Consider the following 14,619-nt stretch of genomic DNA (forward strand, 5'->3'; position numbering starts at 1 on the left):
ACCCTGGTCGAGCTGTTCGGCCTGGCGCGCGAGCTCAACATCGACGCCGAGGGCATCGACATGGGCCCGTCCCCCACGGACGCCGCCCTGGCCGCCGACCTGGTACTGCCGATCGAGGACCTCGACCTCACCGTCCGGTCGTACAACTGCCTCAAGCGCGAGGGCGTCCACTCCGTGGGCGAGCTCGTCGCCCGCTCCGAGGCCGACCTCCTGGACATCCGCAACTTCGGTGCGAAGTCCATCGACGAGGTCAAGGCGAAGCTCGCCGGCATGGGCCTGGGACTCAAGGACAGCCCGCCCGGATTCGACCCGACCGCCGCCGCACTCGGCGCGGACGACGACGCGGACGGGGGTTTCGTCGAGACCGAGCAATACTGAACGCCGCGCTGCGCCGGCCATAGCAACACGTCGCGATGGGGGCAGGAGAACCTTCACCCGGTTCCCTGCCCGCTGGGCGCCCTCGGCCGGCTCCGCGCCCGGTCACACCCTGGCGAAGGCAGCCACGCGACAGAGCGGCGCAGCTCGGCCGGCCGGCGGATTGCCCTCCCCGACGCGACCACGCCCCTCAGGGGTGGTGTCCGCGGGCGCGCCGCGCTCCACGCGCGCTGAGCCGGCTCCCTGCCTCCCGCCTCGCATGAGGCGGGGCAGCGGAGGGCCGGATGACGGCCGAAGCGATGAGTGCCGTGGCGACCGGCCGGTCCCCCACCCTTTACGGAATTCCGCCCCACCGCGGGCGGTCCCGGACCCGGGGAGCCGCCAGGGCTCCAGGACTCGTCGTCAGGTCACGCCCCATCAGATGCGATGCGGGGACGACAGTTGCCTGAGAGGACTCGACGGGTGTGCCGCCCGAATGATCGAGGGGCCGTTTCAGATCTTCTCTGAAACGGCCCCTGACCTGCGACTTCGTAAAGTCGGGACGACAGGATTTGAACCTGCGACCCCTTGACCCCCAGTCAAGTGCGCTACCAAGCTGCGCCACGTCCCGGTGCGTTCCCCCAAGGCATCCATGTGAGGACACCGTGTGAGCACGCGGATCAACCCTACCCCATGTGTGCGGGTCAGCCGGGGCCCCCCGCGCTGAGATCAACACCCTAGCCTTTTATTGCCTGACTCAAGTAAATTCGGCACCGGCGGCACCGGCGTCGCCTGCGTCGGCACGCCGCCCGTCAGGCGCAGACCCTCCCTCGGGCCGCCGCAGTCCCAGCGAACGGAGCCACATGCCTCTCCTGGCCCGGCCGGCGGTGGCCACCCTCGCCGCCAAGACGATGCAACGGATGACCCTGCTCGCCGACCGGCGCTCCGGCGGGCGCGGCTCGGCGGCGTCCTCGCACGCCCGCTTCCCCGAATTCCCCCGTACGGTACGGGAGTTGACCATCCCCACGGCTATCGCCCCGGCCCGGGTGACGGTGTACCTGCCCGCGGCTGAAGAGGCCGGCGAGGCGGCGCCGCCGGTGCACGTCAACTTCCACGGCGGCGGTTACGTCATGTCGCTCACGGAGCTGGACGACCCGCTGTGCCGCTTCCTCGCCGCACAGGCGGGGGTCGTGGTGATCAACGTGGATTACGTGGTCGCCCCGCAACACCCGTTCCCGGCTCCGCCGAGGCAGGCGTACGAGGTCGTCCGCTGGGTCGCCGAGCACGGTGCCGAACACGGCTGGGACGGCAGCCGCCTCACCGTGGGCGGGCAGAGCGCGGGCGGCGGGCTGGCCGCGGCCGTGGCGCGCCAGGCGCTCGAAGAGGGCGGTCCCCCGATCGCGCTCCAGGTCCTGCACTACCCCCCGCTGGACCTCGCGACCGGTGCCCGGCACAAGCGCGCCGCCGTCGACCGGCCGATGCTGCGGCCCTGGATGGCCGACGTCTTCGACACGTCGTACGTCCCGGACGTCCGGCTGCGCACCGATCGGCTGGTGTCGCCCGCCCACCCCTCCGACACCGCGGATCTGGCAGGCATCGCCCCGGCCCTGGTCGTCACGGCCGAGTACGACCTGCTGCGGGCGGAGGCCGTGAGCTATGCCGACCGGCTGCGGAAGACGGGGTCCCTGGTCGGGCACCACGACGTGGCCGGGGCGGACCACGGGTACGACGGCTCGGACGACGAGAAGGCGCGGGAGACGTACGCGCTGATCGCCCGCCACGTACAGGAGGCCGTCCGCTCCTGAGGACATTCGTTCGCCTCCGGGGCGCCCTCAGCGGGGTGACGAGGGCGTCGGCGACCGCGGTGGCGCCCTCGGGACACGGCCTTCAGGGCGCGCTCGAGCACGTCCGGCATGTCGACGGTGTCGGCGTGCGTGCCGGACGGCCCGGCGAACCGCGCGTGTGTCGACTGCGACGAGCGCGTGACGGTCCTCAAGGGCCAGGCGGAGGTGGGGTCGACGGTGAGGTGACCGAGCCGGAGCGGTTCGACCCGGGCACGGGAGGCGCCGTTAGGGTTCTGCCATGAGACTGACGGTTCTCGGCGGCTGCGGCGCCTGGCCCACCGCCAACCAGGCGTGCAGCGGCTACCTCGTCGAATACGCGGGCTTCCGGCTGCTCGTCGATCCCGGTTACGCCACGCTGCCTCGGCTGCTTTTGCACACCACGGTCGACTCGATCGACGCCGTCCTGGTCAGCCACGGCCACCCCGACCACTGCGCCGACCTCAACCCCCTGCTGCGCGCACGGGGGTTGAGCGACGCCCCGCCTGAGGCCCTGCCCGTCTTCGCGCCCCACGGCGCCGTGGACGCCGTACTGGCCCTCGACAAGCCGAGCATGCTCGCCGGTGCCTACCGTGTGCACGGGTTCCACCCCGGCGAGCGGCTGGAGATCGGCCCGTTCACGGCCGACACCCGGCTGTTGCCGCACTTCGTGCCCAATGCCGGCATCCGGCTCCGTACTCCCGAGTCCGTGCTCGTCTACACGGGCGACACCGGTCCCAGCGACGACATTCCGCGCCTCGCCGAAGGTGCGGATCTCTTCCTGTCCGAAGCCACGTACGTCCACCGGGTCCCCTCCCCCACCGACGCGCCGTACCTGCTGACCGCACGGCTGGCCGGCCAGTACGCCCGACAGGCGGACGTGGCCCGGCTGTTGCTCACGCACCTGTGGCCGGGCACGGACCCTTCGGAGGCCGTGAAGGCAGCCGCGGAAGCCTGCGTCCGCCCGGTGGGCGTCGCCACTCCGGGGCTGGTCATCGACCTCTGACGCCGGCCGCCGCGTTCACACCGTGGCCGGCGTGCTTTCTCTCGCCCGCGGCTCGCTGGTCAGTGAGCGCCGACGAGGTTCTGCTCGGCGCTCTTGGGCGAAGAGGACGGCCAGCCAGCACAGGCCGACGACCAGGAGAGCCAGTCCGCTGCCGCGGGCGGCCAGGACGGAGGGGGAGGAGGGCATCCTTGTTTTCCTCTCGGGCGGGCGGGGCCCTCTTCCGCTTGCTTAAGTCAATCAATTGAGATTAGCTTGAGTGAGTCAAGCAATACCGTGAATCGAACCCCCCTGCTCTGACCGGAGGCCTTTGCCATGTCCGACGCCCTCGCCCGACCCGCCGCAGCGGGGACATCCGCGCCGCCGAGGTCGAACGCCGTCGTGGCGGTGCTGGCCTTCGCCGGAATCGTCGTCGCGCTGATGCAGACCCTGGTCATCCCGATCGTCCCCGAACTGCCCAAGCTCCTCGACGCCTCGGCGTCCAACACCGCCTGGGCCGTCACCGCCACCCTGCTCGCCGCCGCCGTCGCCACCCCCGTGGTCGGCCGCCTCGGCGACATGTACGGCAAGCGCCGCATGCTGCTCGTCAGCATCGTCCTGCTGATCGCCGGCTCCGTCGTCTGCGCGCTCAGCGACTCGGTCATCCCGATGATCGCCGGACGCGCCCTGCAGGGCCTGGCCGCCGGTGTCATCCCGCTCGGCATCAGCATCATGCGCGACCTCCTGCCCGCCGAACGGCTCGCCGGGTCGACCGCCATGATGAGCGCGTCCCTCGGCGTCGGCGGCGCCCTGGGCCTGCCCTCCGCGGCCTTCATCGCCGACGAGTGGGACTGGCACCTCCTGTTCTGGACCTCCGCCGGCCTCGGCGCCGTCGCCTTCGTGCTGGTGCTGCTGGTCGTGCCGGAGTCCGAGGTGCGGGCCGGCGGACGCTTCGACCTGGTCGGCGCGCTGGGCCTGTCGGCCGGACTGGTCACCCTGCTGCTGGCCGTCTCCAAGGGCGGTGACTGGGGCTGGACCTCCGTCACCACGCTCGGCCTCGGCATCGCCTCGGTCGCGATCCTGCTCGCCTGGGGCTTCTACGAGCTGCGCAGCAGCCGCCCGCTGGTCGACCTGCGTACCACGGCCCGCCCGCAGGTGCTGTTCACCAACCTCGCCTCCGTCGCGCTCGGCTTCTCGATGTTCGCCATGTCCCTGGTGCTGCCGCAGCTGCTCCAGCTGCCCGAGCAGACCGGCTACGGCCTCGGCAGGTCGATGCTCACCGTCGGCCTGGTGCTGGCCCCGCAGGGCCTGGTCATGATGGCCATGTCCGCCGTGTCCGCGGCCATCACCAAGGCCAAGGGCCCCAGGCTCACGCTGATGATCGGCGCGCTGATCGTGGCCTTTGGCTACAGCCTCAACACGGTCCTCATGTCCGAGGTCTGGCACCTCGTCCTGGTCTACTGCATCATCGGCGGCGGCATCGGCTTCACCTACGGAGCGATGCCCGCCCTCATCATGGGCGCCGTCGACCCCACCCAGACCGGCGCCGCCAACAGCCTCAACACCCTCATGCGCTCCCTGGGCACGTCCTTCGCCAGCGCCATCGCCGGCGTCATCCTCGCCCAGATGACCACCGACTTCGGCGGCTACCCCCTCCCCTCGGAGAACGGCTTCAAGGTCGTCATGGCCCTCGGCGCCGGGGCGGCCCTCCTCGCCTTCCTCATCGCCACCTTCATCCCCCGGCACCGCACCCCGCAGACCGCACCCTCCGCCGACGGCCCGGCCGAGACCACGGAGGTCACCGCGGCCAAGGTGTGACCGCACGCCCTACGAGCGTTGAGGCGGCCGCCACCCGGACGACGGGGGCGGCCGCCTCGGATGCCACCACGAGGGCGCGCAGGAGGTGGGCGTACCGAGTGCGGGGGCGGAGGCGAGTGCCGTCACCGGCAGCCACGACGCGTCGTACCGGCGGCTGTCCCGACGCTGACGGTCGGGCCCGGGGACATGGCCGTACTGCGCGCGGGCGATCGTACGACGTGGACGGTGCACGAAACCCTTCGGAAGGCGTACGCGATCAATCCGTGAGCGGCGGGGCCGTGGTGCCGCGGATCTCCAGCGTCGGCGTGGCCAGGTGGAGCCGCCCCGCTCCCTGGGCCCCGTCGAAGCGGTCGAGGAGGCAGCGGGCGGCGCGGCGGCCGACCTCGTGGCCGGCGTTGTCGACGGTGGTGAGCCACAGATGGCGCAGCCGGGAGATGCTCGTGTCGTCGTAGCCGGTCACGGACAGGTCGTGAGGGACACGCAGGCCGAGTTCCGCGGCGGCGGAGAGTACGCCGACGGCGGTGATGTCGTTGACGGCGACGACGGCGGTGGGCCGCCCGGGGCGGCCGAGCAGCCGTACGGCGGCCCGGAAGCCGCCCTCCTCCGTCAGGTCGCCGGTCTCGACGAGCGCCTGGTCGGCGAGGCCGTGGGCGTGCATGGCCGCCTCGAAGCTGCGGCGGCGCAGCTCGCCGACGGCGCCGTAGCCCGCGATGTGCGCGACGCGGCGGTGGCCGAGGCCGATGAGGTGTTCGGTGACCAGCCGGGCGCCGTGCTCGTCGTCGCCCGCGACCACGTCGACGCCGGGCGGGACGGGTTCACGGGCGCCCGCGACGACGACCGGTATCCGCTCGGCGACGGTGCCGAGAGCGGCCGGGTCGGGCAGGGTGCCGACCACGACCAGGCCGTCGGCCTGGAGGTCCAGGAAGGGCCGGGCGAGGTCCTGGCCCGTGCGGCGGTTGAGGCGGGCGTCGCCCAGCAGCATGTGCAGGCCGTGCTCGTGCAGGAGCGGGTTCAGGCCGTCGAGGAGGTCGACGAACCAGGGGTTGCGCAGGTCGTTGAGGAGGACCCCGATGGTGCGGGTGCGCTGTTCGCTGAGGCTGCGCGCGGCGGCGTTGGGACGGTAGCCGAGCTCCCGCACCGCCCGCAGTACGGCCTCCCGCTTCTCCGGGCGGACCTGGTCGGAGCCGCGCATCACGAGCGAGACGAGCGACTTGGAGACGCCGGCCTTCTCGGCCACGTCCCGGATCGTCGGCTGTCTCATGCTGTGGACCGTTCCATGCGGCACGCCACCTTGTCAAAGGGGTTGACACATGGGAAAAGCCTGCTCAGGGTGGCTTGGACAGTTCATGGACCGGTCCAAAAAGGGGCTCATGGTGGATACGCTCGGTGTCGCCGTCGTCGGATTCGGCTGGATGGGCCGGGTGCACACCCAGGCGTACGCCCGTGTGCTGCACCACTATCCGAAGCTCGGCCTGCGCCCCGAGCTGGTGACGGTCGCCGACGAGGTGCCGGGGCGGGCCGAGGAGGCCGCCGAGCAGTTCGGGTTCGCCACGGCCGTCCGGGACTGGCGCGAGGTGGCCGACGATCCGCGGGTGCGGGCCGTCAGCATCACCGCGCCGAACTTCCTGCACCGGGAGATCGGCGTCGCGATGGCCGAGGCCGGCAAGCACGTCTGGATCGAGAAGCCGGTCGGTCTGACCCTGGCGGACGCCCGGGCGGTCGCCGACGCCGTGACGACCGCCGGCGTGCAGGGCGCGGTCGGCTTCAACTACCGCAACGCGCCCGCCGTCGAGTCGGCCCGGCAGCTGATCGGCAGCGGCGCGATCGGCACCGTCACCCATGTCCGCGTCCGCCTGTTCAGCGACTACGCGGCGCATCCCGAGGGGGCGTTGACCTGGCGGTACGAGCGGGAGCGGGGCGGCAGCGGAGTGCTGGGCGACCTGGCCTCGCACGGCGTGGACCTGGCCCGCCACCTGCTCGGCGACATCGCCTCCCTGACCGCCGACACCGCGGTCTTCGTCCCGGAGCGGGCCCGCCCCACCGGCGCCACGGCCGGTCACCTCCGTGCGTCCGGCGGCGAGCTCGGCCCGGTCGAGAACGAGGACTACGTGAGCTGCCTGCTGCGCTTCGCCTCCGGCGCGCGCGGGGTTCTGGAGGCCTGCCGGGTCTCGGTCGGCGAGCAGAACAACTACGGCTTCGAGGTGCACGGCACCAAGGGCGCGGTGTTCTGGGACTTCCGCCGGATGAACGAACTCGGCGTCAGCCGCGGCGACCGGTACCAGGACCAGCCGGTCAGCACGGTGTACGTGGGCCCCGGCGAGGGCGAGTACGAGGCCTTCCAGCCCGGCTCCGCCAACGCCATGGGCTACGACGACCTCAAGGTGATCGAGGCCTGCCGCTTCCTCCGCTCGATCGCCGAGGGCACCGCGCACGGGGCCACGCTCACGGACGCCGTGCACAGCGCCGCCGCACTGGAGGCGATGGTGCGGTCGGCCGAGAGCGGTGCCTGGGTGGCCGTACACCGGGCAGGGTGACTGTAGGGACCGTAGGGTGCCGCCCCCGATCCGGCGCTCAGGCCCAGAGACGGCGCGCCCCCGGGACGGCAGGCATCGAGGTGGCGGCGAGCACGCCGACGCCGAGCCGCCCACCGACACTCGGGGGAACCCGTGAACGAGACCTTCGACAGGCGCCTGACCGGCCTCGCTGGCATCGCCGCCGTGGCCGCGCTCATCGTCGAAGTGCCGCTGTACTTCGTCCCCTCGCGCCGCTGACAGGTGCCGTCCTCAGCCACTGGCTGCCGGCCGCGGGCATCAGCGGCCACCGCAGCGCCGGACGGGTCGCGCCGGCCGATCGCCCGCGCCGCAGGACTGGCACTCCCCCTCGCAGGGCCCGCCCCAGGCCGCCGGTTCAGCCGGCCGTCGCCTGGGGCGGCATGTTGTACGGCGTGACCACCTGGATCGCCGACGGCAGTGTGGGCCCCGCCGGCGGCAGGGCGCCATGGGCGCGCATCACGAGGTGACAGGCCTCGCGCAGGTCCTGGCGCAGGTCGTGGTGGAGCACGGCCGACAGGCGGTGCTCGCGCAGCAGCCGGGTGTTGTCGTGGTCGAGGTCGTGGGCGACGAACACCGCGCACGGGCGGTCCAGGTCGTCGAAGGCGCGCAGGGTCGCGATGTTGCCGCCGCCGATCGAATAGACCGCCCGGATCTCCGGGTCGCGTTCCAGCGCGGCCCGGACGAGGTCGTACTGGGTGGCGTCCAAGCCCTGCCCTTCGGCGATCTCGACCAGGGTGCGGGCCGGGTGCAGGGTGCGCATGGCGCTGCGGAAGCCCATCTCGCGCTCCTCCTCGTTGCGGAAGAAGCCGCTGCTGAGGCTGGTGAGCACGTTGGCGGGGCGGTCGCCGAGCCACTGGCCCATGAGGTAAGCGGCGGTCGCGCCGGCCGCCCGGTTGTCGCTGCCGACACAGGCGAGGCGGGCGGTGGCGGGCAGGTCGGTGACCAGGGTGACGACGGGGATGCCCGCCTCTGCGAGCCGGCCGACGGCCGCGGTCACCTCGGGGACGTCCGGGGCCTTGAGGACCACGCCCTGGGAGCCGCGCCGGGCGATCCGGTCCAGGGTCCTGGTGAGTTCCTGGATCGGGCCGGTCTCGCGGAAGTGGAAGCGCGAGCGCACGACCGCCGGGTGCAGGGACGGCAGCTCGGCCTCCAGGGCGGCGCGGACGGCGGTGGAGAACCGCTCCGGTGCCTGCATCACGATGTCGATCATGAAGGTGCGGCCGACCAGCCGGACCTGGGTGCGCTGCCGGTCGAGGTCGGCGATGGCCTGCCGGACCTCCCGCGCGGTGCTCTCGCGCACGCCGCCCCGCCCGTTGAGGACCCGGTCGACGGTGGCCTCGCTCAGGCCCGCCTGACGTGCGATCTCCCGGATCGGGAAGGGATGGCCCACCTGAGGCTCCTTGAGGGGTTTTTGATGGCTCGCTGCCGGTTGTCCGAGGGGTTTGTCATGACAAGAATGACAGCGCCGAGTCATACCTGTCATCGAGAGGACGACGATGTCCTTCACCTCCGTGCAACGCCGCGCCTGGCTGTCCGAGCAGGACTGCGACCTGGCCGATCTGCGGTCGCTCGTCGAGCGCTCGACGGACCTGGCCGACTACCCGTACGCCGCCTCGGTGGAGCGCGACGTCCTGGTCTACGACAGTGCGCGGCTGCGCGCCGCCGACCGGCGCGAGGTCCAGGCCGAACTGGTCCGCGCTCTCACCGACGGGCCCGGCATCGTGGTCTTCCGGGGCGCCTTCCCGGATGCGGCGGTCGTCGACCGGCTCTCCGCCGTTTTCGACGCGCTGATCGCCGAGCAGCACGCCTCGGGGACGACGGCCGGCGACCACTTCGCCACGCCCGGCGCCAACGACCGGGTCTGGAACGCCCTGGAGAAGGCGGCCCGGTACGACCCGGAGGCATTCGCCGACTACTACGCCAACGACCTCCTGGCGCTGGTCTCGGCCGCCTGGCTGGGTCCGGGCTACCAGGTCACCTCGCAGGTGAACGTGGTCAACCCGGGCGGCGCGGCGCAGACGGCGCACCGCGACTACCACCTGGGCTTCCTGTCCAACGAGGTGGCGGCCGCCTACCCGGCGCACGTGCACCGCCTCTCCCCCGTGCTCACCCTGCAGGGCGCGGTCGCGCACTGCGACATGCCGGTCGAGTCCGGGCCGACGCTGTACCTGCCGTACTCGCAGACCTACGAGCCGGGATATCTGGCGTGGCGCCTGCCCGAGTTCCGGGCGTACTTCGAGGAGCGGCACATCCAGCTGCCGCTGGCCAAGGGCGACGCCGCCTTCTTCAACCCGGCGCTGTTCCACGCCGCCGGGACCAACCGCTCCACGGACATCCGGCGCACGGCCAACCTCCTCCAGGTGTCCTCGGCGTTCGGGCGGGCGATGGAGACGGTGGACCGCGAGGCGGTCACGAACGCCGTGTACCCCGTGCTGCTGCAGCGCCGGGCCGAGGGCGCGGACGAGGAGTGGCTGCACAACGTGATCGCGGCGAGCGCGGAGGGATACGCCTTCCCCACCAACCTGGACCGCGATCCGCCGGTCGCCGGCCTGGCCCCGCCGTCGCAGGCGGACACGGTACGGCGGGCGGTGCACCAGGCGTGGACACCCGAGGCGCTGCGGGACGAACTGCGGGCCGGCGCCGAGCGCCGTACGAGCTGAAAGGGACTGCACAACATGGGACTTCTCGACGACAAGGTCGTCCTGGTCAACGGCGGCAGCCAGGGGGTGGGCGCCGCCATCGCGCGGGCCGCCGTCCGGGAGGGCGCGGTGGTGGCCGTCACCGGCCGCCGCCCCGAGCCCGGCGAGGCCCTGGCGGCGGAGCTGGCCGCCGCGGGCGGCAAGGCCATGTTCGTACGGGCCGACCTGGCGGACGCCGAGCAGGCCAAGGCGTCCGTGACGCAGGTCGTCACGGCGTACGGCCGGGTCGACTGCCTGGTGAACTCGGCGGGGCTGACCTCGCGGGGCACGCTCCTCGACACCACGCCCGAGCTGTTCGACCAGCACATCGCCATCAACCTCAAGGCGCCCTTCTTCGCCATGCAGGCCGCCGTCGCCGACATGGTGGGCCGGGGGGCGCCCGGCACGGTCGTCAACATCATCACGTCCTCGGCGCACGGCGGGCAGCCGTTCCTCGCCCCGTACGTCGCCGCGAAGGCCGGACTGATCGGCCTGACCCGCAACGCGGCCCACGCCCACCGCTTCGACCGGGTCCGCATCAACGGTCTGAACATCGGCTGGACCGCCACCGAGGGCGAGGACGCGACGCAGAAGGCCTTCCACGGCGCCGACGACGACTGGCGCGAGCAGGCCGCGGCACGGCTGCCGATGGGCAAACTGGGCCAGCCGGACGAAATCGCCGACTTTGTCGTCTTCCTCCTGTCGGACCGGTCAGGGGTGGTCACCGGCTCGGTGATCGACTGGGACCAGAACGTGCTGGGCGGACTTGACTGACCTTCTCCTCCCCCGCCTACGCCTCCTCCGCTCGTAGCCCTCCACCCTCCCCTCCTCCCCTCGCAGCCCCACCCGCTCGTCAGACCCCGCACCAAAAGGAGCAAGTCCCCCATGCGCATCGGAATCCTCGGCCTCGGCCGCATCGGCGCCTTCCACGCCGAGACCCTCTCCGGACTCGACGCGGTCGCCTCGCTCGTCGTCGCCGACCCGTTCGCGGACGCCGCCAAGGCCGCCGCCGAGCGGTTCGGCGCCGAGGTCGCGGACTCCCCCGAGGCCGTGCTGGCCGCCGGGGTGGACGGCATCGTCGTCGCGGCGGCGACCGACGCCCACCCGGCGCTGATCCGCGCCGCCGTGGAAGCGGGCGTACCCGTGTTCTGCGAGAAGCCCGTCGCCCGCACCATGCGGGAGGGCGTCGAGGTCCTGAAGTCCGTCCAGGGCAGTGCCGTGCCGATCCAGATCGGCTACAACCGGCGCTTCGACGCCGGGTTCGTCGCCGCGCGGGCCGCCGTGCGGAGCGGCGAGCTGGGCACGCTGCACACCGTACGCTCCACCACGCTGGACCCCGCCCCGCCGCCGGCCGCCTACATCGCCGCGTCCGGGGGCATCTTCCGGGACTGCTCGGTGCACGACTTCGACATCATCCGCTGGGTGACCGGCCGCGAGGTGACCGAGGTGTACGCGGTCGGCGGCAACCGGGGCGCCGACTTCATCAAGGAGGCGGGCGACGCCGACACCACGGGCGCGATCCTCACCCTGGACGACGGCACGATCGCCGTGGTGTCCAACTCCCGCCACAACGCCCGTGGTTACGACGTCCGCATGGAGATCCACGGCTTCACGGACTCCATCGCCGTCGGCCTGGAGGACAAGCTGCCGCTGCGCTCGGTCGAGCCCGGCGTGACCTTCCCGGCCGGCACCCCGCACGACTTCTTCATGGACCGTTTCACCGAGGCCTACCGCGCCGAACTCACCGCGTTCACCGAGGTCGTGGCCGGCACCCGCACCTCCCCCTGCACGATCGAGGACGCCCTGGAGGCCGGCTGGATCGCCGAGGCGTGCACACTGTCGCTGGGCGAGCACCGTCCCGTGACGATCGAGGAGGTACGGCAGGCATGAGCGAACCGGGCCGGGAACCACTGCGCATCGGAGTACTGGGCGCGGCACGCATCACCGAACGCTCCCTCGTGGACCCGGCCCGGGCGACCGGCCACCGCCTCGTCGCGGTGGCCGCCCGCGACCGTTCCCGCGCGGAGGCCTTCGCCGCGGCGCACGGCGTGGAGCGGGTGGCCGGCTCGTACGCCGACCTGACCGCCGACCCCGGGGTCGAGGCCGTCTACAACCCGCTCGCGAACGGCCTGCACGGGCCGTGGAACCTCGCCGCCCTCGCGGCGGGCAAGCACGTCCTGACCGAGAAGCCGTCGGCGAGCAACGCCGAGGAGGCCGCGGAGGTACGGGAGGCGGCGGCCAAGTCCGGGGCCGTCTTCATGGAGGGCTTCCACTACCTCTTCCACCCGGTCACCCGTCGCCTGCACGAGATCCTGCAAAGCGGTGAACTCGGTGAGCTGCGGCGGGTGGAGACGCGGGTCGCCATCCCCGCCCCGGACGACGCCGACCCGCGCTGGTCGCTGCCGCTGGCGGGCGGAGCGGTGATGGACCTGGGCTGCTACAGCCTCCACGCGGCGCGGATGCTCGGCCCCTGGGCGGGCGGCGCGCCCCGCCTCGTCTCCGCGCGGGCCGGGGAGCGCGCGGCGGCCCCCGGCGTCGACGAGTGGCTGGACGCCGAGCTGGAGTACCCGGGCGGGGCCGTCGCGTCGGCCCGCTGCCACATGGCGTACGACGAGCTGGAGATGAGCTGCCGGATCATCGGCACCCGCGGTGAGGCGAGCGCGCCCAACTTCGTCCTGCCGCACCTGGACGACCGGGTCGTGGTGCGTACGCCGGAGGGCGAGCGGACGGAACGGCTCGGGACGCGGTCGTCGTACACGTACCAGCTGGAGGCGTTCGCGAACCGGGTGCGCGGCGGCGCACCGGTGCCGCTGGACGCGGACGACGCGGTGGCGACGATGACGCTCATCGACGAGTGCTACCGGGCGGCGGGGTTCGAGCCCCGCCCCCGTATGGCGGCCGGGGGCTGATGCACGGGGTGCGCGCCTGTCCGCGGAAACGGCGGGCAGGTGTCGCCACCTCCACCGGTCGCCGCCTCCACCGCTTCGCTCACCGGTACAGCGCGGGCTTCTCCACGAGTTCCACCCGCACCCGGCCGCCGTCCTCCAGCGCCCGTACCCCCGCCTCGCAGACCGCCGCCGCGGCGTAGCCGTCCCAGACGCTCGGGCCGGCCGTCTCGCCGCGGCGGGTGGCGTCGACCCAGGTCTGGATCTCGCGGTCGTAGGCGTCGGCGAAGCGCACGGTGTAGTCCTGGTCGATGGTGCCGCCCCAGCGGCCGGCCATGTTGGTGACCATGGCGTGGCCGTCGCCGACGCGGGCGGTGCCGCGTTCGCAGACCACCTCGGCCTGGACCTGGTAGCCGAAGCCGCAGTTGACGAAGATCTCGACGTCGGACACCGCGCCGCCGTCCGTCTCGAAGACGACGAACTGCGGGTCCTGCAAGGCGTCCGGCGCGCTCGCGGAGGGGGTCGGGCGCAGCACCGTGACGGCCGTGATCTCGTGGCCGAGCAGCCAGCGGGTCACGTCCGTCTCGTGTGCCACGGAGTCGCTGATGAGCATGGCGCTGGTGAAGCCGGGCGGGCTGGCGACGTTGCGGTGCCGGTTGTGCAGCATGAGCGGGCGGCCCAACTGGCCTGTCTCCAGGAGGGCCTTGAGTCTGAGGTACTCGGCGTCGTAGCGGCGCATGAAGCCGACCTGGACCAGTCGCCGGCCCACCCTCTGCTCGGCCTCCAGCACCCGCAGGGCGGAGGCCGCGTCGGGGGTGAGCGGCTTCTCGCACAGCACCGGCAGGCCCTGTCCGAAGGCGGTCAGCAGGGCGGCCTCGTGGGCGGGACCCGGGGAGGCGATGAGGACGGCGTCGACGTCGGCCGCCGCCATCGCGGAGGCCGGGTCGGTGTACGCGGTGCAGCCGTCGACGCGGGCCGCGACCGTTCGGGCGCGCTCCGCGTCGACGTCCACCACGGCGGTCACCCGGGCTCCGCTGGTGACCTGTTGGATACGGCGGACATGGTCGGCGCCCATCCGGCCGGTGCCGATGACGGCGACGCCGAGTTCTTCGCTCGTGCCACGGGGTGTCATGGTCGTCCCTTCAGGCGCCACGGAACCTCAGGAACCTGTCGGTCGAGTCGGGGAAGCGCTCGACGTGGTCCTCGGTGTCGGTGGGGGTGTCGGTGTGACGACGAGGTGCCCCGCGCCCATCGCCCGGTTGAGCGCGGCGACCCGGCTGACGTGCCGGGACCTTCAGGTCGCGCCTGACGGCCTCGTCGGCCGACCGGGCCGGGCGGGGTCGGTGGGCAGACGGCCGTTCGGCCCCGGCTCGGTCAAGGAGCCGGGGGCCGAGCCGAGGGGCCGTCTCAGGGCTTCTTCTCGCCGGTGGCCGCCACGGGTGCGGTGAGGTCTTCCGCTTCCGGGAGTTCTTCGACGTCGACGCCTCGCACCTGGGACAACTCGTGTTTGAGGGCGGCGAGTTCGGTCCC

General features: G+C 72.6%; 13 protein-coding genes, 1 tRNA gene and 2 pseudogenes. 10 read left to right on the plus strand and 6 right to left on the minus strand.

The genetic code is table 11. From position 1 onward, the window contains the following. Positions 1-378 (plus strand): DNA-directed RNA polymerase subunit alpha C-terminal domain-containing protein (locus tag ACZ5XS_RS44915; RefSeq protein WP_468661497.1); only part of this gene is annotated, 378 nt, incomplete at its 5' end. Positions 379-911: 533 nt separating this feature from the next. On the opposite strand, the gene ACZ5XS_RS44920 is transcribed toward ACZ5XS_RS44915, so the two are convergent. Then, a tRNA-Pro gene (locus tag ACZ5XS_RS44920) sits at positions 912-985 on the minus strand. Positions 986-1,217: 232 nt separating this feature from the next. Here ACZ5XS_RS44920 and ACZ5XS_RS44925 point away from each other — a divergent pair. Continuing rightward, a complete protein-coding gene (locus tag ACZ5XS_RS44925) occupies positions 1,218-2,159 on the plus strand; it encodes an alpha/beta hydrolase fold domain-containing protein (protein WP_468661499.1) in 942 nt (313 codons plus the stop codon). A gap of 277 nt (positions 2,160-2,436) precedes the next feature. After that, complete coding sequence (locus ACZ5XS_RS44930) at positions 2,437-3,180, plus strand: MBL fold metallo-hydrolase (protein WP_468661501.1); 744 nt, start codon at positions 2,437-2,439, stop codon at positions 3,178-3,180. 15 nt (positions 3,181-3,195) lie between these two features. Here the strand turns inward: ACZ5XS_RS44930 and ACZ5XS_RS44935 are convergent, their stop codons facing one another. After that, positions 3,196-3,366, minus strand: a complete 171-nt coding sequence (locus tag ACZ5XS_RS44935; protein ID WP_468661502.1) for a hypothetical protein — start codon at positions 3,364-3,366, stop codon at positions 3,196-3,198. 126 nt (positions 3,367-3,492) lie between these two features. Between ACZ5XS_RS44935 and ACZ5XS_RS44940 the strand changes: the two genes are divergently transcribed. Beyond that, a complete protein-coding gene (locus ACZ5XS_RS44940; protein WP_468661503.1) occupies positions 3,493-4,974 on the plus strand; it encodes an MFS transporter in 1,482 nt (493 codons plus the stop codon). Between the two features lie 150 nt (positions 4,975-5,124). After that, a pseudogene (locus ACZ5XS_RS44945) lies at positions 5,125-5,241 on the plus strand (cupin domain-containing protein); the annotation flags it as partial. Here the strand turns inward: ACZ5XS_RS44945 and ACZ5XS_RS44950 are convergent. Continuing rightward, positions 5,231-6,235 (minus strand): LacI family DNA-binding transcriptional regulator, encoded by a 1,005-nt coding sequence (locus ACZ5XS_RS44950; protein ID WP_468661504.1) that lies wholly within the window; start codon positions 6,233-6,235, stop codon positions 5,231-5,233. The pseudogene ACZ5XS_RS44945 and the gene ACZ5XS_RS44950 overlap by 11 nt on opposite strands. A 109-nt stretch (positions 6,236-6,344) precedes the next feature. On the opposite strand from ACZ5XS_RS44950, the gene ACZ5XS_RS44955 reads away from it, so the two are divergent. After that, entirely contained in the window at positions 6,345-7,508 is a 1,164-nt protein-coding gene (locus ACZ5XS_RS44955; protein WP_468661505.1) for a Gfo/Idh/MocA family protein, read from the plus strand. Between the two features lie 373 nt (positions 7,509-7,881). Here the strand turns inward: ACZ5XS_RS44955 and ACZ5XS_RS44960 are convergent, their stop codons facing one another. Beyond that, positions 7,882-8,916, minus strand: a complete 1,035-nt coding sequence (locus ACZ5XS_RS44960; RefSeq protein ID WP_468661506.1) for a LacI family DNA-binding transcriptional regulator — start codon at positions 8,914-8,916, stop codon at positions 7,882-7,884. Between the two features lie 106 nt (positions 8,917-9,022). Between ACZ5XS_RS44960 and ACZ5XS_RS44965 the strand changes: the two genes are divergently transcribed. From ACZ5XS_RS44965 to ACZ5XS_RS44980, 4 genes are all read left to right on the plus strand, one after another. Further along, on the plus strand, positions 9,023-10,186 hold the full coding sequence (locus tag ACZ5XS_RS44965) for a phytanoyl-CoA dioxygenase family protein (RefSeq protein ID WP_468661507.1): 1,164 nt from the start codon (positions 9,023-9,025) through the stop codon (positions 10,184-10,186). Positions 10,187-10,201: 15 nt separating this feature from the next. Next, on the plus strand, positions 10,202-10,978 hold the full coding sequence (locus ACZ5XS_RS44970) for an SDR family oxidoreductase (RefSeq protein ID WP_468661508.1): 777 nt from the start codon (positions 10,202-10,204) through the stop codon (positions 10,976-10,978). A gap of 111 nt (positions 10,979-11,089) precedes the next feature. Next, complete coding sequence (locus ACZ5XS_RS44975; RefSeq protein ID WP_217241183.1) at positions 11,090-12,094, plus strand: Gfo/Idh/MocA family protein; 1,005 nt, start codon at positions 11,090-11,092, stop codon at positions 12,092-12,094. Beyond that, positions 12,091-13,113, plus strand: a complete 1,023-nt coding sequence (locus ACZ5XS_RS44980; RefSeq protein WP_468661509.1) for a Gfo/Idh/MocA family protein — start codon at positions 12,091-12,093, stop codon at positions 13,111-13,113. Before ACZ5XS_RS44975 ends, ACZ5XS_RS44980 begins: the two co-directional genes overlap by 4 nt. A gap of 79 nt (positions 13,114-13,192) precedes the next feature. On the opposite strand, the gene ACZ5XS_RS44985 is transcribed toward ACZ5XS_RS44980, so the two are convergent. Both ACZ5XS_RS44985 and ACZ5XS_RS44990 read right to left on the minus strand, forming a co-directional pair. Next, positions 13,193-14,221, minus strand: a complete 1,029-nt coding sequence (locus tag ACZ5XS_RS44985; protein ID WP_468661510.1) for a Gfo/Idh/MocA family protein — start codon at positions 14,219-14,221, stop codon at positions 13,193-13,195. Positions 14,222-14,496: 275 nt separating this feature from the next. Next, positions 14,497-14,619 (minus strand): annotated as a pseudogene (locus ACZ5XS_RS44990) (ABC transporter ATP-binding protein); the annotation flags it as partial.

The sequence above is a fragment of the Streptomyces sp. NPDC033131 genome (assembly GCF_055578365.1).

Excerpts from the sequence above, each read along its gene's own strand:
- ACZ5XS_RS44925 (WP_468661499.1), top strand. The coding sequence starts at position 1,218 with ATGCCTCTCCTGGCCCGGCCGGCGGTGGCCACCCTCGCCGCCAAGACG.
- ACZ5XS_RS44930 (WP_468661501.1), top strand. The coding sequence starts at position 2,437 with ATGAGACTGACGGTTCTCGGCGGCTGCGGCGCCTGGCCCACCGCCAAC.
- ACZ5XS_RS44935 (WP_468661502.1), bottom strand. The coding sequence starts at position 3,366 with ATGCCCTCCTCCCCCTCCGTCCTGGCCGCCCGCGGCAGCGGACTGGCT.
- ACZ5XS_RS44940 (WP_468661503.1), top strand. The coding sequence starts at position 3,493 with ATGTCCGACGCCCTCGCCCGACCCGCCGCAGCGGGGACATCCGCGCCG.
- ACZ5XS_RS44950 (WP_468661504.1), bottom strand. The coding sequence starts at position 6,235 with ATGAGACAGCCGACGATCCGGGACGTGGCCGAGAAGGCCGGCGTCTCC.
- ACZ5XS_RS44955 (WP_468661505.1), top strand. The coding sequence starts at position 6,345 with ATGGTGGATACGCTCGGTGTCGCCGTCGTCGGATTCGGCTGGATGGGC.
- ACZ5XS_RS44965 (WP_468661507.1), top strand. The coding sequence starts at position 9,023 with ATGTCCTTCACCTCCGTGCAACGCCGCGCCTGGCTGTCCGAGCAGGAC.
- ACZ5XS_RS44970 (WP_468661508.1), top strand. The coding sequence starts at position 10,202 with ATGGGACTTCTCGACGACAAGGTCGTCCTGGTCAACGGCGGCAGCCAG.
- ACZ5XS_RS44975 (WP_217241183.1), top strand. The coding sequence starts at position 11,090 with ATGCGCATCGGAATCCTCGGCCTCGGCCGCATCGGCGCCTTCCACGCC.
- ACZ5XS_RS44980 (WP_468661509.1), top strand. The coding sequence starts at position 12,091 with ATGAGCGAACCGGGCCGGGAACCACTGCGCATCGGAGTACTGGGCGCG.
- ACZ5XS_RS44985 (WP_468661510.1), bottom strand. The coding sequence starts at position 14,221 with ATGACACCCCGTGGCACGAGCGAAGAACTCGGCGTCGCCGTCATCGGC.